This window comes from Nocardiopsis sp. RV163 (assembly GCF_001029525.1).
In the GTDB taxonomy this organism is placed as follows: Bacteria; Actinomycetota; Actinomycetes; order Streptosporangiales; family Streptosporangiaceae; genus Nocardiopsis; species Nocardiopsis dassonvillei.
This window is the reverse complement of the sequence record NZ_LEKI01000003.1, coordinates 55,123-75,825: the sequence shown is the minus strand read 5'-3', so window position 1 is coordinate 75,825 and position 20,703 is coordinate 55,123. Positions and strand designations below refer to the sequence as shown.

The window sequence follows — 20,703 nt, the reverse complement described above, 5'->3', positions numbered from 1 at the left end:
CCAGAGGGTCCCGGGATCACTTCCGCCTCCAACACAAGGCTAGGAGCCGGCAATCCCCGCTTTACCCAACACGTCGAGTGATCCGAATTACGGTCCTGGAAACCCCTGCTTGTAAAGGGGTTCGGCCCGCTGTGACGACGCCCATGCGGGGATGGGAGCCCTCCGGCCGTAGTATTCCGCTCATTTCCCGGCCGCGTGTCGTTGGATTCCCCTCCGGTTACCCGGTGGTAGTTCCGCTGGGCGAAAGATACCTTTCGGCGGCACGTGTCCTGTGAAGAAAGGAGCGGGTGCGGAGGGCGTGTACCAGTAGCTCACAGGCCTCCGGGGCAGGGGATCCGCCCTCCGGCGGCCGCGCGCCGCGAACAGCGGAGAGGAAATTCCCGAGGCGTGTGCTGATCTGGCCGGTTAAGGGTTTTCGGGAAAACTTGAATAATTTTTCCCGGCCTTGTCTTCGACAGTTTTCCGGTTATTCTCGGAATATGTCGAACCCCCTTGCTCCCGTCGTGCTGTCCGCGTCCGTCATGACCCACCCCCGCCGGATCTCCGCCGCGCGCCGCGTCCTGGACTCCCTCGGGATCGCGGACGCCTGCCTGGCCGTGGACCCCGAGCCCGACGGGCCGCCCAGCTCCCTGCGCGCCTCCCGGGTCGCCTTCTCCAGCGCGGAACGCTTCGACTCCACCCACCACCTCGTCCTCCAGGACGACGTCCGCGTGTGCGCGGATTTCGCCGGCTCCGTGCGCGACGCGGTGAAAAAACGTCCGGAGGCCGCGCTCTCCCTTTTCGTGGAATGGGGTTCGCGCACCGCCTACCTGGCCCGGTGGGCGGTTTTCACCGACGCCGGAGCGGTACCGGTGGTCAACCCGTACATGCCGACCCCCGCCCTGCTCCTGCCGCGCGAGCTGGCCCTGGACATGGGCGGCTACCTGCACGGCGCCGGGGGCCGCTCCGACGACCGCGCAGCCCTGCGGTTCCTGCGGGAGCGCGGCACCCCCGCCCTGGTCGCGGCGCCCAACCTGGTCGAGCACGAGGACCTGCCCAGCATCAAGGGCAACGACGGGCACGGGCTCAGGCACTCGGCCTGCTTCGCGGCGGAGGGCGCCCGCTTCGCGGGGCCGGTCCTGGACCTGCCCCCGCTGCTGCCGTTCCTGCGCTGGAACACCGGGGAGGCCGTGGTCATCGACACCGGCAACGACGTGCCCGGGGCCCACCGCCCCACACCGCGGGTGCTGGAGGAGTGGGGCGCGGCGCCGGGGGAGCTGCGCCGGGACTGCGCCGAGCACCTGGGCGCCGGTTCCGGGCCGCTGTTCGCGCTCTGGACCACAGCCGCCGCCTTCGGCGCGGTCCAGGAGCGGCACTGGCCGGGCACGGTGGCTGGCCTGCGCGCCCGTCGGGACGACCCCCTGGTCGGGCGCGCGCTGGCCACCTTCGCGCCGGGCGCGCTGCGCGTAGTCCTCGCCCCGGACTCGCTGGCGAGGCTCTCCGGGCGGTTCGTGCCGGCGGTGCTCGCCGCCATGGAGTACGGGGCCCGCCTCACCGCAGTCCGCCCCGTCTGAGCGGGGCGGACTGCGGCGGTGCGCCCCCGGCCGCCCCGAACACCGAAAGCGCGGCCCGGCTCGCGGGCCGCGCACCGCGGCCCTCAGTGCCCCCGGTCGATCCACTCCTGGAGGTGGGGCGCCTCGGCGCCGATCGTCGTGGACGGGCCGTGCCCGGTGTTGACCACCGTCTCCTCCGGCAGGCTGAACAGCCGGTCGCGGATGGACTCCACGATCGTCGGGAAGTCCGAGTAGGACCGTCCCGTCGCCCCCGGGCCGCCCTGGAACAGGGTGTCGCCGCTGAACAGCACGCCCAGGTCGGGCGCGTACAGGCACACGGCCCCCGGGGAGTGGCCCGGGGTGTGCAGGACGGTCAGCCCGGTCCCGGCGATGGTGACGACCTGTCCCTGGGACAGCTCCGCGTCGGGCGCGCGGTCCGGGTGGGTCATGTCCCACAGCACCCGGTCGGCCGGGTGCAGCAGGATGGGCGCACCCGTGGCCTCGGCCAGCGCAGGGGCCGCGTTGACGTGGTCGTTGTGCGCGTGCGTGCACACCACCGCCACGAGTTCGCGGTCGCCCACCGCGCCCAGGATCGCGCCCGCGTCGTGCGCGGCGTCGATGACCAGGGCCTGATCGCGGTCGCCCACGATCCAGACGTTGTTCTCCACCTCCCACTCCCCGCCGTCCAGGGCGAAGACCCCCGAGGTGGTCAGGTGCTCCACGCGCGCGCCGCTCACAGGACCACCACCGAGCGCAGGACGTCGCCGCGTTCCATCCGGGCGAAGGCCTCCTCGACCTCGCCGAGTCCGATCTCCTCGGTGACGAAGCCGTCCAGGTCCAGGCGCCCCTGGAGGTAGAGGTCGATGAGCACCGGGAAGTCGCGCGAGGGCAGGCAGTCGCCGTACCAGGAGGACTTCAGCGCCCCGCCCCGGCCGAACACGTCCAGCAGCGGCAGGTCCAGGCGCATCTCCGGCGTGGGCACGCCCACCAGCACGACGGTGCCCGCCAGGTCGCGCGCGTAGAAGGACTGCTCGTAGGTCCTGGGCGTGCCCACGGCGTCGATCACCACGTCGGCGCCGAAACCGCCGGTCAGGTCCCGGATGGTCTCGACCGGGTCGGTGAAGGAGGCGTTGACGGTGTGGGTGGCGCCGAACCCGCGCGCCCATTCGAGCTTGCGGTCCTCCAGGTCCACGGCGATGATCCGTCCGGCCCCGGCCAGCCGCGCGCCCGCGACGGCCGCGCTGCCCACGCCGCCGCAGCCGATGACGGCGACCGAGTCCCCGATGCCCACGCCGCCGGTGTTGATGGCGGCGCCGATCCCGGCCATGATCCCGCAGCCCAGCAGACCGGCCGCGGCGGGCGAGGCCTGCGGGTCCACCTTGGTGCACTGCCCCGCGGCGACCAGGGTCTTCTCCGCGAACGCGCCGATGCCCAGGGCGGGGGAGAGCTCGGTGCCGTCCTCCAGCGTCATCCGCTGCTCGGCGTTGTGCGTGTCGAAGCAGTACTGGTGCCGCCCCCGGCGGCAGGCGCGGCAGTCCCCGCACACCGCGCGCCAGTTCAGGATCACGTGGTCACCCGGCGCGACGGTGGTCACGCCCTCGCCCACGGACTCCACCATGCCCGCGGCCTCGTGCCCGAGCAGGAAGGGGAACTCGTCGTTGACGCCGCCCTCGCGGTAGTGCAGGTCGGTGTGGCACACCCCGCACGCCTGCACCCTGACCACGGCCTCGCCGGGCCCCGGATCGGGCACCACGACCGTGGTGATCTCCACCGGAGCCCCCTTGGACCGGGAGACCACCCCTTGTACCCGCTGAGACATCTTCGCTTACCCCCACACGTGGCCGGAGGCGGCGCGGGTGCGCGCCGCTTCCGGCACCATTCCCCACCCGCGTCACACCTATCCCGCTCCCGGGACGCCGGTCACGACCCCGAGTCAGGGCGGACGATCATGAGCACGACGACGGACGCCCGCACCAGGTTGCAGATCCCGGTGACCATCGACGGTGCGCGCAGCGCGCGGGGGGCGCCGGGACGTGGACCGCGTGATGGGGCGGACAGGTGCGGGCGGTGCCCGCCGCGAGGCGACGGGCACCGCGGTCGGCGACGCGCCCTGAGCGGTGCCGGGCCCGAAGCGCCGCGGGCGGCGCGGGACCCGGAGCGCTCCGGCGGGCGGGTCAGCGGGTGAAGTCGTCGGGGCCCCGGGCGGGGCCGTGGTAGAACAGCCGGTCCGGCTCGTCCGCGGGCACTGTCGGGTAGGTCGGGCCGTTCCCGGCGGGCGCGCGGCGGGCTGCCAGTCCCAGTACGGGCGCCAGCATGGCGTCGGCGACCGCGTCGCGCAGCTCCGGGAGCAGCGAGTACAGCACGTCACCGGGGCAGGCCGTGGCGTTGAAGTCGCGGTGGCCCAGGATCGCGCTGTGCGGATCGAGCCGGTAGGCCCCGCACAGCCACGCCAGGGTGGCCACCAGCGCGTCGGTCAGGGCCCCGGTCGGGCTCACGCTCGTGTAGAGGCCCTCGCTCTCGATGCCGATGCAGGTGCTGTTGTTGTTGGCCACGTGCGCGCCCACGACGTGGCTGCCCTCGCGGATGGCGGCGAAGCTGCGGTCGCGGCCCTCCATGACGTGGCCGCCGCGGCTGATGGTGAGCTGCTGGCCGGTGTCGATCCAGCCGTTGGAGTCCATGTGGTACTTCTGGATCGCCCTGGACAAGGAGTAGGCGTGGCTGAGCGAGTAGTCGGTGCTGTTGGCCGTCGCGGTGTGGTGGACCACGATGTAACTGGGCGCGGTGGTCAGGATCTGGACCCGGCCCGCGGGTGAGCGCGCTCCCCAGTCGGCCCGGGTGTGCAGGGTCGGTTCGGCCGCTCCCGCGGAAGCGCTCGCGCCCCCCGCGGTGAGCGCCCCGCCGAGAACGGCGGCGCCGGAGGCCAACGCGGCCCCGCGCAGGACGGTGCGTCTGTCCGGACCTGACCGGTGGGTTCTGGTCATGGGTGATCCTTCGGCTCGTGTCATGACTTGCCAGTCCATAAGAGAACACGGACCACCCACGGTGTACAAAGCGTGACGCGATGAATTTTCACGGCCGTGACCGGCCAGAACGCCACTCTTTGACCCCATGGGTAGAAGTAGGTCGTTGGTGTACAAGACGGCGGAGAAACGATAGAGCGGTAATGCGCGTTTTCCGCTGTTCCATCCCCGGCTCTTTGCGCGTCTTTTCCGTCGTCCTCGACAGGTCTTTTCCGAACCGCGCTGCCCGAGCCCCGCGCCGGTCCCCGTCGGGCGTCTGCCGGTGCCTCCCGGAGCGCCGCCGACGCCCTTGACCGCGCCGCTGCCCGGCCCCGGGCGTTCGCTGTACTGTTCCTGACTGCTCAGGCGTACCGTGTCCCCGGGCTCCCTTTCCCCCGCCCGGGGAACCGGCGGAAGAAGAGGACCCACGACGAGTACGTCTGCCTGGAGCACCGGACGCACCGGGACGGTGGAGGCGGCCTTCCCGCTCCTGCGCGCCCCCTGACCGCCGCCGCGGGCGCCGAGCACCGCCGGGAAGGTGGCCGCTTCGGCCAGACGGTCCCCGGCGGCAAGGTCCTCAGGCGCGACGCCTGCTCCTTGTCGGTCCACACGTCCGGTTCCAGGAGTCGGGGGCGTCGGCGAAGTGGGGGAAGGCCGCCGTCTCGTAGGCGTTGTGCACGCCCACGGAGGTCGTCCGGGAGAGGGCCTCCCCGGCAGCGGAGGCGGGGGAGGGGACGCCGGTCAGGGTGAGGGGGAGCGCCGCGCAGGTCAGCGCGGCGGTGCCGGTGGAGGGCATGGGGGTCCTTCGGCGCTGGGGGGCGCTGACCGCTGGTAAACCAACCACAGGTTATCGCCCGTGCGCAAAGGGTCATGATCCGCAAGGTGGCGCGGGGTCCGGCGGAGGATGAAGTCCCGTCGGGCCCGCGATGGCCAAGAGCTCAGGCCACGGGCTCGGGCGCACGGCTGCGCTCCCCTGCGCGGGGGGCCAGGCGCCCGGTGCGGTGCAGCCACCAGTCCGCGACCAGGGTGCCCAGGGGAGGCACGGAGGCGGCCAGGGCCACCAGGGTCGCCCACAGGTTCCAGCGCAGGTGCAGGGCGGCGGCCAGGGCTGCCACCACGTAGAGCGTGAAGGCGCCCCCGTGCAGGGGGCCGAAGAGGTGCACACCAGCCTCGCTGCCGCTGCCCAGGTACTTGACGTACATGCCGCCCAGGAGGCCGATCCAGGTCAGGGCCTCGATGATCGCCACCACGCGGAAGACGATCGCTGTGACACGGGGACTGATGCTCACGCTGTTCCTCGGACTCGCTCGGTTCTGGACAGGAGGGGGAGATTCCCGGCGCCCGCCGGGCCCGGACCGCTCCCAGGCTAGGACACGTTTTCGAGTGGCCGGATCCGGGTCGGAAGATGCGAAAAAGCACGTTCGGACGTCCCGCGCGCACCGGTGACTGTCCTCTCCGGTCCGGACCGTCGAGGTCGGGGCACGGGCCGGAGGAGACGGAGGACCCGGGGGCACGCGCCCCCGGGCCCTCCGTCTCCTCCAGCCTGGCTCCTTCGACCGGGCTCTCCTCGCCGAGTCTCCTCAGCCGGGTCGCACCAAGCCCGGCGGCGTCAGGCCAGCTCCTCCGCGACCACCTCGGCGGCCCGGGCGATCAGCGCGTTGTCGTACTCGGCGTCCTCCGCCTCGCGGCTGGACATGACGGCGAGGACGATGGGGTCGCCCTCCGGGGGCCAGATGACGGCGATGTCGTTGCGCGTTCCGTGGCTTCCAGCGCCCGTCTTGTCGCCGACCCTCCAGTCCTCGGGCACCCCGGCGCGGATCAGCTCGTCGCCGGTGGTGTTGTTGACGAGCATGTCGTTGAGCACTTCGCGCCGGTCCTCGGGCAGGGCGTCGCCGAGGGTGAACTCGCGCAGGCTCCCGGCCATGGCGCGCGGCGTGCTCGTGTCGCTGGTGTCCCCGGGCGTCCAGTCGTTCAGCTCGGTCTCGATCCGCTCCGGGTCGGTGACGTCGTCGCCGATCTCCTCCAACTCGTCCTCGAACGCGTCCGGCCCGCCCAGTTCCTCGAACAGCAGGTTGGCGGCGGTGTTGTCGCTGTGGCGGACGGCGGCGTCGGCCACCTCCATCAGCGTCATGCCCGTGTCCACGTGCTGCTCGGTGACCGGCGAGTAGTCGACCAGGTCCTCCTCGGTGAAGGTGACGACCTCCTCCATCTCCTCGGGCGTGTTCTGCTGGAGCACCAGTGCCGCGGTCAGGGCCTTGTGCGTCGAGGCGTAGGCGAAGCGCTCGTCGGGGCGGTGCGCGACCTCCTCGCCGCTGCCGGTGTCCACCGCGTAGACGCCCAGCCGCGCGTCGAACTCCTCCTCCAGTCGCTCGAACTCCCGGTCTGGCCCCCCGGAGGCCGCGGGAGAGGCCGACTGCTCCGCCTCGGGGTTCGCGGCGCCGTTGGCCGCCGCGCAACCGGTGGCGGGGACGAGGACGACCGCGGCCAGGGCCGCGAGTCCGGTGCGCCGGTGGGATGAGAACACCATGTGTGCCTGCTCTTCCTGTCCTGGGTGTGCGCGGGTCCTCGTCCGGGCCCGAGTGCGGCCCGGACACGGAAAGACCCCTGTTCAGCCGTGCGGGAACCCGCACGCGCCGCCCTGCCGGGCGGCCTCGACCAGCAGTCTGACCGCTGGCACTGATGCTGTCCAAGACAGAAACGACCAGTTCCATGCCAGAACGGCATACCATGAGGGTCATGGACCTCGTCGGCGCCTGCAAGGCGTTCGTGAACGTGAGCGAGAGGGGCAGCTTCACCCTCGGAGCCGCCGCCGCCCGCATCCCCCAGCCGGTCGCCAGCAGGCGCATCGCCGCCCTGGAGCGGCACCTGGGCGCCCGCCTGTTCGACCGCTCCACCCGCCGGGCCACCCTTACCCAGTTCGGCCGCGACATGCTGCCCTCGGCCAGGCGCCTGGTCCGGCTGGCCGAGGAGATGGAGCACGACGCGGAGAGGGCGGCGCTGCGCCCGCTGCGCCTGGCCGTGCCCGATACCTGCGCCACGCGCGACCTCGCCCTCCTGGGTGCCGAGGCCCGAGAGGAGGGCATCCACCTGGACTTCCGCTCCGCCGCCCCCGCGGCGCGGACCGAGCTGCTGGGCGCCCGCGAGGTGCGCGCCGCCCTGGCGGGGGTGCCGCCCGGCGAGGCCGCGTGGACGGTCCCGCTGGGGCTGGCGGGGACCGGGGAACCGCGCGCCGGGGCCGTCTACCTGGAGACCCTGCGCCTGCCCCGCGACCGCTCGTCCTCGCGCGGCCGCCGAGTCTGGCTCCAGCCCGAGGACGACGTCCCCCACGTGCGCGACCCCCTCAACCGCCTGCGCGACGCCGTGGGCCTGCGGCCCGGGCAGGTGGTCCTCGCCGCCTCCCTGGCCTCCGCCGCCGCCGAGGTCCTGGGTTCGCGGGACCTCCTGCTGTGCTCTCCCCGCCAGGCCGAGGAGCTGGGACTTTACTGGCGCCCCACGGGCGAGGTCCGCCTCGCCCGCGGCTACGAGGTGGCCGCCGAGACCGGGGACGAGGCCGAGCGGCTGCGCGCCCTACTGGGGCGGGCGATCGCCCGGTGCCTGGGCGCACCGGAAGGGGAGGGGCGCCCAGGCACGGACGGGCCGCCCGGACGCCCCGGCGCCGGACGGGAGACCGCGTGAGCGCCACCGCCCTGGTCCGCGACCTGCGCCGAGAACTCGACGAGGGCGGACTGCGGGGCTCCTTCCTGGTACGGGACCTGCGCACGGGCGAGGAACTGGGCATCGAACCCGACCTGGAGTTCTCGACGGCCTCGCTCGTCAAGGTCCCGCTCGCCGTCGCCACCCTCGAACGGATCCGCGCGGGGGAGGTCGACGGCGCCGAACAGGTCCTCGTGCAGCCGGGCCGGGTCGCCACTCCGGGGCCCACCGGGATGAGCCGGTTCCGCCACCCGGCCCGCGTCAGCGTCGAGGACCTGCTCTACCTCAGCATGTGCCTGAGCGACAACACGGCCACCGACGCCCTGTTCGAGATCACCCCTCCCGAGCGGGTCGCCGCGTCGCTTCGCGCGGCCGGGCTGCGCGGCATCACCGTCCGGCACACGATGCGCGGCCTCAGTGACACCCCCGCCGACCGGCTCGGCCCCGAGGGCGCGCACCTGGCGCACTCGCTGGCCATCGGCGAGGGCACGGCCGGTCGGGGGCACCGCATCGAGCAGCTCGACGTCACCCGGGCCAGCTCCGGGGCGGCCCGGGCCTTCGCCGACCTGCTGGAGGCGCTGTGGCGTCCCCGGGCGATCGACCCGGACGTGGCCGCCCGGGTGCGGGAGCTGATGGGCGACAACCTGCTGCGCCACCGGCTGGCCCCCGACTTCACCTCCGACCTCTCCCGGTGGTCGTCCAAGACCGGAACCCTGCTCAACCTGCGCCACGAGATCGGTGTGGTCGAACACGCCGACGGCCAGGCCTTCGCCGTCGCGGTGCTGACCGAGTCGCGCGTGCCCGCCTACCACCAGCCCGGGGCCGAGGCGCTCATGGCGCGCGTGGCGCGGGAGCTGCGCGACCACCTGCGCGCGGGGGTCCGCTGACCGGGAGCGGCGGGCTCATGCGCCGCGATCCCGCTCCCGGCGCCACTGCGAACGCCGCGAACGGCACCGGGAGCAAGGTGGCCGGGGAACCACGCCCGTCTCGGGCGGAGGGCCTTCGGGGGAGGACTCAGCCCCGGGCGGTGAGCCCCAGCGCCGGGGCGAGCCGGGCCAGCACCGGCAGGATGTCGTCGTCCCCGGCCAGCGGCTGCACCGCGACGTGGTCCGCGCCCGCCTCCAGGTGCGCGCGCAGCTCCGCCGCCGCCGTCTCCGGTGCGCCCTGCGCGACCATGGCGTCCACCAGCGCGTCACTACCGCCGTCGGCGAAGTCCTCGTCGGAGAAGCCCAGGCGCCGGAAGTTGGCGAGGTAGTTGGTCAGCCGGTTGTCGACGTAGACGCTGAGCCCCCTCCGCGCGGTGCGCCGGGTCTCCTCGCGGTCCCCGCCCAGGGCCACCTTGTGCTCGGGCGCCAGCAGCGGGCCCTCACCCAGCGCCTCGCGGGCGCCGCGGGTGAACTCGGGGTTGACCAGGTACGGGTGGGTTCCGGCGGCTCGCTCGGCGGACAGGCGGAGCATCCGCGGCCCCAGGGCGGCGACCACCCGCCGGTCCGGGGGCACGCCCCCGCTGTCGAGGACGTCCAGGTAGTCCACCACCGCGCCGAAGGGCTTGACCGCCTCGGGGCCGTCGGCCTCGCGGTGGCCCGCGCCGATGCCGAGCAGGAACCGGCCGGGGTGCTCGGACTCGATCCGGCGGAAGGAGTCGGCCACCGCCTCCGCGTCCGCGGTCCAGATGTTGACGATGCCCGTCGCGACCGCGAGCCGCGACGTCGCGGCCAGCGCCGTGGACACCTCCTGCAGATCCGCGCCCGGGGAGCCGCCGACCCACACGGCTCCGTAGCCCAGCCGTTCTATCTCGGCGGCCGCGACGGCGGTCAGGTCGGTCCTCCTCACCCACACTCCGTAGGTCCCCAGTTCGACGGCGGTGGCGTTCAGGCTCATGACGGGCCTTCCTCGACGGCGGTGTCGGCGTGCCGCCCCCGGCGGCCCGCCGATCGGGCACGGTGGGACCTACCCACCCCGCGCCCCGACCGAGCCTCACCGGCCGGGGCGCAGCGGGTGCAGGCGCTCGGCCGCGCCCGCGCGCACGGCCTCCGAGACCCGGTCCAGGACCGGGGAGCGCAGGTTCCACCGCTGCCAGTACAGGCGCACGTCCACGGGGCGGTCCGGGGCCAGGGCCAGGAGCCGTCCCGAAGCGATGTGCTCGGAGCACTGCGGTTCGGGCACCACGCCCCACCCGAACCCGAGCAGGACGGTCCGGGCGAAGTCCTCCGACGCGGGGACGTAGTGCCGGGGGCCGGAGGACGCGCCGCCGACGGACTCGCGCAGGAACCGGTCCTGGAGGTCGTCGCGGCGGTCGAAGTTGACCACCGGCGCCCGGGCGAGCAGCTCCGGGTCCGCCCGGCCGCCGAGGTGCTCCCGGTCGAAGTCCGGACTGCACACCGCGTGGTAGCGCATCGCGCCCAGCCCCGCCACGGTGCACCCCTGGACCGCCTCGGGGGTGGAGGTCACGGCGGCCATCACCGCCCCCGAACGCAGAAGGGACGCGGTGTGCCCCTCGTCCTCGCGGTGGATCTCGAACACCGCGCCCAGGTCGGCGGGCGGGGCCGCCAGCGCCTCCAGGAACCAGGTGGCCAGGCTGTCGGCGTTGACGGCCAGAGGCACCGACACCCTGCCCCGCTCGCGCTCGCCCAGCCGCAGCTCCGCGTCGGCGTCGTCGTCGAGGCCGCGCCCCTCGCCGTCACCGCGGTCCGTCTGCTCGGCGCGGGCTTCCTGGTCGTCTACGGGCTGTCCGCCGCGCGCCGCGTCCTGCGCCCGGGCTCCCTGCTGGTCGGCGACGGGCTCTCCGGCGGGCGCGGGGCCGCGGTGACCACGGCGCTGGTGCTCACCTGGCTCAACCCGCACGTGTACCTGGACACGGTGGTGTTCCTGGGTTCGCTGGCCAACCAGCAGGGCGGTGACGCGCGCTGGTGGTGGACGGCGGGGGCGGTCACGGGCAGCTTCGTGTGGTTCTTCGGTCTGGGTCTCGGCGCCCGCCTGTTGCGCCCGGTCTTCGCCCGCCCGGGTGCCTGGCGGGTCCTGGACGCGCTCATCGCCGCCGTCATGCTCATCCTGGGCGTGCGCATGGCCCTGGGCGCCTGAACCGCCGCCCCGGTGTGACGCGGATCTCCTTCTCGGGACCGTGACGCCTGTTTATAAAACGTTTCAAGCAGAGGAGGTCCGCCTGGTCAGGCGTAAGAGCAAGTGAACCTTGACACATCAGAAGAGCTGGCGGTAGTTTCAGCGCAGCCTGAGTGAAACGATTCAATGGGCCTTCGCGCCGGTCGGACCGGCGGACGCGCCCTCCCCGAACGGAGCCCCACCGTGGCAGCACTCCCCGAACGCGGCGCGGACGCCCTGGCCGTCCTGCGGCGCCAGCACATCGAACTCCCCTCCTGGGCCTTCGGGAACTCCGGTACCCGGTTCAAGGTGTTCGCGCAGCCCGGCGTCCCCCGCGACCCCTGGGAGAAGGTCGCCGACTCCGCCGAGGTCCACCGCCTCACCGGTGTCGCCCCCACGGTCGCCCTGCACATCCCCTGGGACCGGGTCGACGACTACGCCGCGCTCGCCGCCCACGCGCGCGACCTGGGCATCGGCGTCGGCACCGTCAACGCCAACGTCTTCCAGGACGACGACTACCGGCTCGGCAGCGTCACCAACCCCGACCCGGGCGTGCGCCGCAAGGCGATCGACCACCTACTGGAGTGCGTGGACGTCATGGACGCCACCGGATCGCGCGATCTCAAGCTGTGGTTCGCCGACGGTACCAACTACCCCGGCCAGGACGACCTGCGCTCCCGCCAGGACCGCCTCGCCGAGGCCCTGTCCGAGGTCTACGACCGGCTCGGCCCCGAACAGCGCCTGCTGCTGGAGTACAAGCTCTTCGAGCCCGCCTTCTACGCCACCGACGTCCCCGACTGGGGCACCGCCTACGCCCACTGCCTGGAACTGGGGGAGAAGGCCGTGGTCTGCGTGGACACCGGCCACCACGCCGCGCACACCAACATCGAGTTCATCGTCGCGTTCCTGCTGCGCGCCGGGAAGCTCGGCGCCTTCGACTTCAACTCGCGCTTCTACGCCGACGACGACCTCATGGTCGGCGCCGCCGACCCCTTCCAGCTCTTCCGCATCATGTACGAGGTCGTGCGCGGCGGCGGCCTGGCCGCCGACACCGGGGTCGCGTTCATGCTCGACCAGTGCCACAACATCGAGCCCAAGATCGCCGGTCAGATCCGCTCGGTCATGAACGTGCAGGAGGCCACCGCCAAGGCGCTGCTCGTGGACGCCGACGCGCTCGCCGCCGCCCAGCGCCAGGGAGACGTCCTGGCCGCCAACGCCGCCCTGATGGACGCCTACAACACCGACGTGCGGCCCATGCTCGCCGACCTGCGCCTGGAGCAGGGCCTGGACCCCGACCCGATGGCCGCCCACGCCCGCTCCGGCTACGCCGAGCGCGTCGCGGAGGAGCGCAGGGGCGGCACGCAGGCCGGGTGGGGCGCGTGAACCCTCCGCCGGCCCAGCACAGCAGCACCGAACAGGGAGACCCCGTGCCCGACATCGTCGAACAGCTCCTCGCCCGCAGCAACGCCCTCGGCGCCGACCCGCGCAACACCAACTTCGCCGGGGGCAACACCTCCGCCGCGGGCACACGCACAGACCCCGTCACCGGCCAGGACGTCGACCTGCTGTGGGTCAAGGGCTCCGGCGGCGACCTGGGCACCCTCACCGAGGACGGCCTGGCCGTGCTGCGCCTGGACCGCCTGCGCGCCCTCGTGGACGTCTACCCCGGCGAGGACCGCGAGGACGAGATGGTCGCCGCCTTCGACCACTGCCTGTTCGGCAGGGGCGGCGCCGCGCCCTCCATCGACACCGCCATGCACGGCCTGCTGCGCGCCGCGCACGTGGACCACCTGCACCCCGACTCCGGCATCGCCCTGGCCACCGCCGCGGACGGCGAGCGCCTGACCCGCGAGTGCTTCGGTGACCGCGTGGTGTGGGTGCCCTGGCGCCGCCCCGGGTTCCAGCTCGGCCTGGACATCGCCCGCGTCGCCGAGGAGAACCCCGACGCCATCGGCGCGATCCTGGGCGGCCACGGCATCACCGCCTGGGCCGGGACCAGCGAGCAGTGCCGGGCCAACTCCCTGGAGATCATCCGCACCGCCGAGGCGTTCCTGGAGGAGAACGGCCGTCCCGAGCCCTTCGGTCCCGTCCTGGACGGCTACGGCGCCCTGCCCGTGGCCGAGCGCCGCCAGCGCGCCGCCGCCCTGGCCCCGGTCATCCGCGGACTGGCCTCCACCGACCACCCCCAGGTGGGCCGCTTCACCGACAGCGACGTGGTCCTGGACTTCCTGGCCGGGGCCGAGCACCCCCGCCTGGCCGCGCTGGGCACCTCCTGCCCCGACCACTTCCTGCGCACCAAGGTCCGCCCCCTGGTGCTCGACCTGCCCGCCGACGCCCCGCTGGAGCGGGCCGTGGAACGCCTGCGCGAACTGCACGGGGAGTACCGGGCCGAGTACCGCGCCTACTACGAGCGCCACGCCGACGCCGACAGCCCCGCCATGCGCGGCGCCGACCCGGCGATCGTGCTGGTCCCCGGCGTGGGCATGTTCTCCTTCGGCAAGGACGCCAAGACCGCTCGCGTGGCGGGCGAGTTCTACGTCAACGCCGTCAACGTGATGCGCGGCGCCGAGTCCGTCTCCACCTACCAGCCCATCGAAGAGTCGGAGAAGTTCCGCATCGAGTACTGGGCGCTGGAGGAGGCCAAGCTCGCCCGCCTGCCAAGGCCCAAGCCGCTCGCCGCCCGGGTCGCCCTGGTCACGGGCGCGGCCAGCGGCATCGGCAGGGCCATCGCCGCCCGCCTGGCGGGTGAGGGCGCCTGCGTGGTCGTGGCCGACCTGGACGCGGGCGAGGCGGCCGCCGCCGCTGCCGAACTGGGCGGCGCCGACACGGCGGTGGGCCTGGCCTGCGACGTCAGCGACTCGGGCGCGGTGGCCCGCGCCTTCGCCGAGGCCGCCCTGGCCTTCGGCGGCGTGGACCTGGTGGTCAACAACGCCGGGCTGTCCATCTCCAAGCCGCTGCTGGAGACCACCGAGCGCGACTGGGACCTGCAGCACGACGTCATGGCCAAGGGGTCCTTCCTGGTCTCGCGCGAGGCGGCCCGGACGATGACCGCCCAGGGCATGGGCGGCGACATCGTCTACATCGCCTCCAAGAACGCCGTGTTCGCCGGTCCCAACAACGTCGCCTACTCCGCGGTCAAGGCCGACCAGGCCCACCAGGTGCGGCTGCTGGCCGCCGAACTGGGCGGCGAGGGCATCCGGGTCAACGGCGTCAACCCCGACGGCGTGGTGCGCGGCTCGGGGATCTTCGCCGGGGGCTGGGGCGCCCAGCGGGCCAAGGTGTACGGGGTCAGGGAGGAGGACCTGGGCGCGTTCTACGCCCAGCGCACCATCCTTGGCCGCGAGGTGCTGCCCGAGCACGTGGCCAACGCGGTGTTCGCGCTGACCGCTGGGGAGCTGTCGCACACCACCGGCCTGCACATCCCCGTGGACAGCGGCGTCGCCGCGGCGTTCCTGCGATGAGCTCCGCCGGAGGGGGCGCCGTCCACGCCGCCGTCGACCTGGGCGCCTCCAGCGGCCGGGTCATCGCCGGGCGGTTCGAGGACGGGCGGCTGCGCACAGAGGAGGTGGCCCGCTTCCCCAACGGGCCGGTCGCCGTGCCCGCGGACGGTCGCACCAGCCTGCACTGGGACGTGCTGTCCCTGTACGCGGGCGTGGTCGGGGGACTGCGGCGGGCCGCCGGACCCCACGCCCTGGCCTCGGTCGGCGTGGACTCCTGGGCGGTCGACTACGGGCTGCTCGACGCCGACGGAGCCCTGCTCGGCAACCCCCTGCACTACCGCGACGGGCGCACCGACGGGGCGCCCGAGCGGGTGTTCGCGCACCTGCCCGCCGAGCGGATGTACGCGGTCAACGGGTTGCAGGTGCAGCCGTTCAACACGGTGTTCCAGCTCGCCGCCGCCTCCGGCGGCGCCCAGTTGGCCGCGGCCCGCGATCTGCTGCTCGTGCCCGACCTGCTCGGGTACTGGCTGACGGGCGAGCGGGTCGCGGAGCTGACCAACGCCTCCACCACCGGCCTGGTCGACGTGCGCGAACGCCGCTGGGCCGACGCCTGCCTGGACCTGCTGGAGACCGGCTTCGGCGTCGCGGCGCGGGACCTGCTGCCCGGCCTGGTCGAACCCGGAACCGTCGTCGGCGCCCTCCGGGACGGCCCGGAACCCGGCGCGGGCCTCGGCGCCGCGGCGGGCGCTCCGCTGGTGGCGGTGGGCTCGCACGACACCGCCTCGGCTGTGGTGGCCGTGCCCGCGGCCACGCGCCGCTTCGCCTACGTCTCCTCGGGGACGTGGTCGCTGGTGGGAGTGGAGCTGGACGCCCCGGTGCGCACCGAGGCGAGCCGGGCGGCCAACTTCACCAACGAGCTGGGAGTGGACGGCACGGTGCGCTACCTGCGCAACGTCGCGGGACTGTGGCTGCTCCAGGAGTCTCTGCGCACCTGGCGGGAGCGGGGCCGGGAGGTGGACCTGGCCGACCTGTTGGAGCGCACCGCCCGCGTGCCAGCGCTGTCGTGCGTGGTGGACGTGGACGACCCCCGGTTCCTGCCGCCGGGGGACATGCCCGCGCGGATCGCCGCGTTCGCCGCCCAGACCGGGCAGCGCCCGCCGGAGGGTGAAGCCGAGGTGGCGCGGTGCGTGGTGGACTCCCTGGCACTGGCCTACCGCCGGGCGGTGCGACAGGCCGCCGAGCTGAGCGGGACGGACGTGGAGGTGGTCCACGTGGTCGGCGGAGGCTCGCGCAACGAGCTGCTGTGCCAGCTCACCGCGGACGCGGTCGGACTGGAGGTGGTCGCCGGGCCCGCCGAGGGCGCGGCGATCGGCAACCTGCTGGTGCAGGCCCGCGCGGTCGGGGCTCTGGCGGGCGGCCTGGACGACCTGCGCCGGATCGTGGCCGACTCCACCGGGGTCGGACGGTACCGTCCGACCGGGCCGCGGGCCCCGTGGGAGGCCGCCGAGCGTCTGCTCCACGGCTAAAACGCCGGTGCGCCGGGAGCGTGAGGACCAGGGGCCGCCCGCCGTGCCGGTGCCCGAACGGTCGGCCGCTCCGCTCCCGACCGTTCGGCGGGGAGCGGAGCGAGCCGGTGGAGGGCCCGCCACCGCACGGGTCAGCGGTGCGCCGGTCAACGGTGCGCGCGGGTCCTCCACCGACCGAAGTCGCGCAACCCGCTCCGGGGCTCCCCGGACGAGCGGGGACGCGGAGGCGCGGGATCCGACATCGTCCCCGGCCGATCCTCCTGCTTCGGTCCGGCCCGCACGGTCGCCCAGGCCAGCGGCCAGAACGCCACGACCGAGGCGGCTCCCATCACGTAGAAGGCCGCGAACAGCGAACTCACGACCGCCAGTGCCATCACCACCAGCGCGATCGCCACCAGCGCCGTCATCGTCCGGTCGAGGATCCCGGAGCGGGCGACACCCATCGCGAAGGCCACCACCGCGGCGAGGAAGGCGATGGCACCGACCAGCGCCAGCGGCAGGGACCAAGGCCTCAGGGCCGCCGCGAGCGCGGCGGTGTCGGCGCCCGCCCCGGCGGCCGGCGCCAGGACCAGGTTCATCGCGGGCACCGCGGCGAGGAGCACGCCGCTGACGATGATCAGCGGAAACGCGAAGGCGCTCCACCGCTCCCCGGCCGTGGCCCTCAGACGGCCGCGGAGCCCCTGGAAGGCCAGCACCAGCAGGGCGACGGCGGCGATCACCAGCAGGTGCGAGGCCGCCCAACGGGTGGGATCGGCCGCAGCGGTCCGGGCGACAGCCTCCGGAGCCGGGCCCAGACCCGGCACGTAGGGGTGGTACAGGAAAGCGGCCAGGAGCGCGACCGGGGCGATCACCATGGCCGCGGCACGGAGCCAGTTGCGAGTGGGCGTGGACATCGTGCCCACCTCCAGAACGGGATCGGGCCCGGGTGCCCAGAGACCCGGACACCGAGGACGTCACCTTCATGCTACGCATGCGGGTACAGGCGGAAAACCCCTGATGAGCAGTGTCCTCGTCGTACCGGTCCCGCCCGGTTCCGTGGTGTGGCCGCGAAGAGCCCCCGGAGCCGGGGCAGGAGCCGACCGAGGAGGGGCGCGACGGTCGCCGGGTTCGGTCGCGCGGGCCGCGCCCGGCGGTTCGACGGGCGGTGGACCGGCGGTGCGGGGCCGGTCCTCCACGGGTTCTGGCCGTTGCTGTCCTGGTGGAACGCGGTGGTGGCCGCCGGGCACAGGGGAATCCCGCCTGCGGTCGCCCCGGCGCGCCCTCGGCCAAGCGCCGGCCGTAGATCCGTCACCGGGGGAGACGGGGGAGCTGTCCGCGGGTCCGTCCCCAAGCCGTCTCAGCCCGGGGCCGACGATGGAGCGAGCCCCCGAGCGCCGCGTAGAGGCCCGGGAGGGACGAGCTAGGAGAGGGCTTCGAGAGCCGTCTGCGTGGCCCGCGCGATCAGGGCGTCGTCGTATCCGGCGCCCGCCTCGTCGCGGCTGGACATGACCGCCAGCACGAGGGGGGCGCCCCCCGGTGGCCACAGCACACCGATGTCGTGCCGGGTGCCGTAACCGCAGGCCCCGGTCTTGTCCCCGACGTCCCATCCTTCGGGGACCCCGGCGCGGATCAGACCGTCGCCGGTGGTGTTGGCGCGCATCATGCCGACGAGGACTTCGCGCCGCTCCTCGGTGAGGACGTCGCCCAGGGCGAACGCGCGCAGGCTGGCGGCCATCGCGCGCGGTGTACTGGTGTCGCGCACGTCGCCCGGCACGGCCTCCGCCATCTCCGGCGCCAGCCGGTCCACGTTGGTGACGTCGTCACCGATCCCCCGCAGGGCCTTCTCCAGCTCTGGTGGTCCGCCCAACTCCTCGACCAGCAGGTTGGAGGCGGTGTTGTCGCTGTGGCGCAGTGCGGCGTCGCCGATCCCGCGCAGCGTCATACCGCTGGCCACGTGTTCATGGGTGACGGGTGAGTGGAAGACCAGGTCGGCCTCGGAGAAGGTGACCACCCGGTCGAGCGCCTCCACTGGGGTCCGGTCGAGTACGGCGCCGAAGGCCAGGACCTTGAAGGTGGAGCAGTAGGCGAACCTCTCGTCGGCGTGGAACCCGACCTCCCGTCCCGTCCCGGTGTCGACCGCGTAGACGCCGAGCCGGACACCGAACTCCTCGGCCAGGAGTGCGAACCCGGGGTCCGTCGGCGCGGGCTCGGGGGGTCCGGCGGGCCGACCGGGCCCAGTGGTCCCGGGCGAAGGCGGCGCGGCGGCGTAGCCGCCTGGGTCGGTCGGTTGGGAGCAGCCGATGACCGGGGACAACGAGAACGGGATCAGGACCGCCAGCGCGGCGTGGCGGGCCGTGGACCTCAGCACGGGGAGAACACCCTCCCTCTGTCATCGGACGGTAACCCAAGGTATTCTCGCGTCCCTCGGGGGCGCTGTCGAAGACGGTGGGGCCACGGCGCGTCAGCCGCTCGGTTCACGCGCGAACGGGGCCGGTGCTCGCAAGCGAGCACCGGCCCCGTCCGGTCGGTTGTCAGGAGAGGGAGGCCTTCGCGGCGGCGCGGCGCGGTCGGCCGGTCCGTGCGGGCCCCGGGTTCCAGGTGCGGCGGACGCGGGACGGCGTGACGGTGATGCCCAGTCCGGCCGGTTCGGTTTCGCGCCTCGGCTCCGGCGCCCGGTTGACGGAGGGCTCCTCCACCTCCACGGCGCGCGCGGGCGGGTGCGGGGGCCAGAGGTCGCGACGCAGGGCCGTGAGCGCCCTGCGCGCCGCACCCCTGCGGACTCCCAGCCCGCTTCGGGACCCCATCGGGGCCAGGGTGTCCACGACCACCGCCACCGTGACCGCAACCGCTACGAAAATCGCCAGAGTCATGTTCCCCCGCTCCCCTTTTCCCCGGACGGCCGCGGCCGTTGATCCCTCACTCCGGCCGCTGCGCCCTCCGCACCGACGACCCGATGTCTCTGCAAGGTGCCCGTGTGATCACCTCTGAAACCCCAGGGAGAACAGTGTGTCGTCCGCCTTGCGGTCGAGGACGACTCTAGGCCCGGCCTACGACGCTTCCGGGTCCGCCGTCCGGACCGCGCTCACCGGCCCGGAAGCCGTCGGGGCCCGGTTCCTGCGGCTTCCCTGCGATCCGGGACCCGCTCGGGAACCGGTACCGCCCTCCCCGGTACCCGTCAGGTCCGCGGCCGGTTACGGACAGTACGGTGCGCGGACAGGTGCGGTGACAAAGCGGTGGCGCCGCCGTCCGGGGACGTGTTCGATACAGGACGAACCGGGCCCGTGGCCGGACACCGCCCAGGCGGGGCGGACAGCGGCGGAAGGGGGCGTATGGGCGCGGTGGAGGCGTACGGCGGGCAACCACGCCGGGGCTCGGGACGCGTTGTAGACGCCGCTGGCGGTCGCAGGAGCCGCTGACCGGCCCCGTCGGCGCTTCCGGGGAGGGTGGTCGGCGCGCCCCGTCCAGCGCTCCGAATACCCGGCGGCACCGAACCCGCCGGAGCGGCCCCGCTCCCTCCTCGGCCGCGCACGCGCGGGGCCGCGCCTCAGTCCTTGCGGGCCAGGCCGCAGTACTCGGGGATGTCGCGCGCCCTGCCGACCTCGACCGGCTCGGGCCGCCACCGGGTGACGCAGACTACCCCGGGGTCGATCAGCGCCAACCCGTCGTAGAAGCGGGTGAAGTCCTCCACCGTGCGCATGTGGTAGGGCTGCGCGACGCTCTCCCGCCAGCGCCGGAGCGCCTCCAGCGCGCGTTCGTCGGTGACCGCCTCCACGTGGGCGAGGACGCCGTCGCACACGGCCAGGAAACTGCCCGGCGCCAGCGCGTCCGTGTAGGCGCGCACGATGCCCAGGGCCTCCTCCAGGTCGCCGAAGTGGCCCATCGTCCCCAGCAGGGACAGCGCGACCGGTCGGTCCAGGTCCAGGGTCGCGCCGGCGCTCTCCAGCACCCGGTCGGCGTCGCGCAGGTCCGCCCCCACGAACCGCGTCCGTCTGTCGTCGGTGCCCACCAGCAGGGCGCGCGCGTGTGCCAGGACCATGGGGTCGTCGTCCACGTAGACCACGCGCGCGTCCGGGGCGTGCGCCCGCGCCACCTCGTGGACGTTGTCGGCGGCGGGCAGCCCGGCGCCGAGGTCGAGGAACTGGCGGACGCCCTCCTCCCGGGCCAGGTGGCCGACCGCGCGGCGAAGGAAGAGCCGGTCCCCCCGGACGGCCTCGACTATCTGGGGCGCCAGCCCTCCGACGGCGTCGCCCATCTCGCGGTCCACCGGGTAGTTGTCCCTGCCGCCGAGCCAGTAGTCCCGCACCCGCGCGGTGTGGGCGACGCCGGTGTCGATGGGGATGTCCGTCATGGTGGCCTCTCGGGTGGGGCGGACCGTAACAAGCGGTACGCGCAGTCTCATGCGTCCCGCGACCCGCCCGCAACCCGGAAAACCCCT

19 protein-coding genes are annotated in these 20,703 nt (G+C 73.8%); 7 read left to right on the top strand and 12 right to left on the bottom strand.

The genetic code is table 11. From position 1 onward, the window contains the following. Window positions 1-479 precede the first annotated feature (479 nt). Entirely contained in the window at window positions 480-1,553 is a 1,074-nt protein-coding gene (locus tag ABD54_RS01280; protein WP_047867571.1) for a hypothetical protein, read from the top strand. Between the two features lie 83 nt (window positions 1,554-1,636). On the opposite strand, the gene ABD54_RS01275 is transcribed toward ABD54_RS01280, so the two are convergent. From ABD54_RS01275 to bla (ABD54_RS01250), 6 genes are all read right to left on the bottom strand, one after another. Continuing rightward, a complete protein-coding gene (locus ABD54_RS01275; protein ID WP_047867570.1) occupies window positions 1,637-2,269 on the bottom strand; it encodes an MBL fold metallo-hydrolase in 633 nt (210 codons plus the stop codon). Continuing rightward, window positions 2,266-3,351 (bottom strand): S-(hydroxymethyl)mycothiol dehydrogenase, encoded by a 1,086-nt coding sequence (locus ABD54_RS01270; RefSeq protein WP_047867569.1) that lies wholly within the window; start codon window positions 3,349-3,351, stop codon window positions 2,266-2,268. Before ABD54_RS01270 ends, ABD54_RS01275 begins: the two co-directional genes overlap by 4 nt. Window positions 3,352-3,706: 355 nt before the next feature. Beyond that, window positions 3,707-4,513, bottom strand: coding sequence for a peptidoglycan recognition family protein (locus ABD54_RS01265; RefSeq protein ID WP_047867568.1), 807 nt, complete (start codon window positions 4,511-4,513; stop codon window positions 3,707-3,709). A gap of 595 nt (window positions 4,514-5,108) precedes the next feature. After that, window positions 5,109-5,327, bottom strand: coding sequence for a hypothetical protein (locus ABD54_RS01260; protein WP_047867567.1), 219 nt, complete (start codon window positions 5,325-5,327; stop codon window positions 5,109-5,111). Between the two features lie 142 nt (window positions 5,328-5,469). Continuing rightward, on the bottom strand, window positions 5,470-5,820 hold the full coding sequence (locus ABD54_RS01255; RefSeq protein WP_047867566.1) for a DUF3817 domain-containing protein: 351 nt from the start codon (window positions 5,818-5,820) through the stop codon (window positions 5,470-5,472). 320 nt (window positions 5,821-6,140) lie between these two features. Next, window positions 6,141-7,058 (bottom strand): class A beta-lactamase, encoded by a 918-nt coding sequence (gene bla / locus ABD54_RS01250; RefSeq protein ID WP_047867565.1) that lies wholly within the window; start codon window positions 7,056-7,058, stop codon window positions 6,141-6,143. A 209-nt stretch (window positions 7,059-7,267) separates the two neighbouring features. Here bla (ABD54_RS01250) and ABD54_RS01245 point away from each other — a divergent pair, with 209 nt between their 5' ends. Continuing rightward, window positions 7,268-8,206, top strand: coding sequence for a LysR family transcriptional regulator (locus ABD54_RS01245; protein ID WP_047867564.1), 939 nt, complete (start codon window positions 7,268-7,270; stop codon window positions 8,204-8,206). Next, window positions 8,203-9,111 carry a serine hydrolase gene (locus ABD54_RS01240; RefSeq protein ID WP_047867563.1) on the top strand — a complete coding sequence of 303 codons (909 nt, stop codon included), beginning with the start codon at window positions 8,203-8,205 and terminating at the stop codon, window positions 9,109-9,111. The genes ABD54_RS01245 and ABD54_RS01240 overlap by 4 nt, the downstream gene beginning before the upstream one ends. Before the next feature lie 127 nt (window positions 9,112-9,238). Here the strand turns inward: ABD54_RS01240 and ABD54_RS01235 are convergent, their stop codons facing one another. After that, window positions 9,239-10,105 (bottom strand): TIGR03620 family F420-dependent LLM class oxidoreductase, encoded by an 867-nt coding sequence (locus ABD54_RS01235; RefSeq protein WP_047867562.1) that lies wholly within the window; start codon window positions 10,103-10,105, stop codon window positions 9,239-9,241. Between the two features lie 96 nt (window positions 10,106-10,201). Then, complete coding sequence (locus ABD54_RS01230; protein WP_394324524.1) at window positions 10,202-10,828, bottom strand: ArgP/LysG family DNA-binding transcriptional regulator; 627 nt, start codon at window positions 10,826-10,828, stop codon at window positions 10,202-10,204. Here ABD54_RS01230 and ABD54_RS01225 point away from each other — a divergent pair. The 4 genes from ABD54_RS01225 (at window position 10,715) to ABD54_RS01210 (ending at window position 16,289) form a co-directional block, all read left to right on the top strand. Then, a complete protein-coding gene (locus ABD54_RS01225; protein ID WP_394324523.1) occupies window positions 10,715-11,305 on the top strand; it encodes a LysE/ArgO family amino acid transporter in 591 nt (196 codons plus the stop codon). The genes ABD54_RS01230 and ABD54_RS01225 overlap by 114 nt on opposite strands. 222 nt (window positions 11,306-11,527) lie before the next feature. Then, on the top strand, window positions 11,528-12,706 hold the full coding sequence (gene rhaI, locus ABD54_RS01220; RefSeq protein ID WP_047867590.1) for an L-rhamnose isomerase: 1,179 nt from the start codon (window positions 11,528-11,530) through the stop codon (window positions 12,704-12,706). Further along, window positions 12,694-14,784 (top strand): bifunctional aldolase/short-chain dehydrogenase, encoded by a 2,091-nt coding sequence (locus ABD54_RS01215; RefSeq protein ID WP_200904016.1) that lies wholly within the window; start codon window positions 12,694-12,696, stop codon window positions 14,782-14,784. Before rhaI ends, ABD54_RS01215 begins: the two co-directional genes overlap by 13 nt. Beyond that, window positions 14,781-16,289 (top strand): rhamnulokinase family protein, encoded by a 1,509-nt coding sequence (locus ABD54_RS01210; protein ID WP_047867561.1) that lies wholly within the window; start codon window positions 14,781-14,783, stop codon window positions 16,287-16,289. The genes ABD54_RS01215 and ABD54_RS01210 overlap by 4 nt, the downstream gene beginning before the upstream one ends. Window positions 16,290-16,435: 146 nt before the next feature. Here the strand turns inward: ABD54_RS01210 and ABD54_RS01205 are convergent, their stop codons facing one another. The 4 genes from ABD54_RS01205 to ABD54_RS01190 form a co-directional block, all read right to left on the bottom strand. Continuing rightward, complete coding sequence (locus ABD54_RS01205) at window positions 16,436-17,182, bottom strand: hypothetical protein (protein WP_047867560.1); 747 nt, start codon at window positions 17,180-17,182, stop codon at window positions 16,436-16,438. A gap of 506 nt (window positions 17,183-17,688) precedes the next feature. Continuing rightward, entirely contained in the window at window positions 17,689-18,636 is a 948-nt protein-coding gene (gene bla / locus ABD54_RS01200) for a class A beta-lactamase (protein ID WP_053063496.1), read from the bottom strand. A 163-nt stretch (window positions 18,637-18,799) separates the two neighbouring features. Further along, the gene (locus ABD54_RS01195) at window positions 18,800-19,138 is read right to left on the bottom strand and encodes a hypothetical protein (RefSeq protein ID WP_047867559.1); all 339 of its coding nucleotides are present in this window, start codon (window positions 19,136-19,138) and stop codon (window positions 18,800-18,802) included. A 674-nt stretch (window positions 19,139-19,812) separates the two neighbouring features. Beyond that, the gene (locus ABD54_RS01190) at window positions 19,813-20,616 is read right to left on the bottom strand and encodes an SAM-dependent methyltransferase (RefSeq protein ID WP_047867558.1); all 804 of its coding nucleotides are present in this window, start codon (window positions 20,614-20,616) and stop codon (window positions 19,813-19,815) included. Window positions 20,617-20,703: the final 87 nt, after the last annotated feature.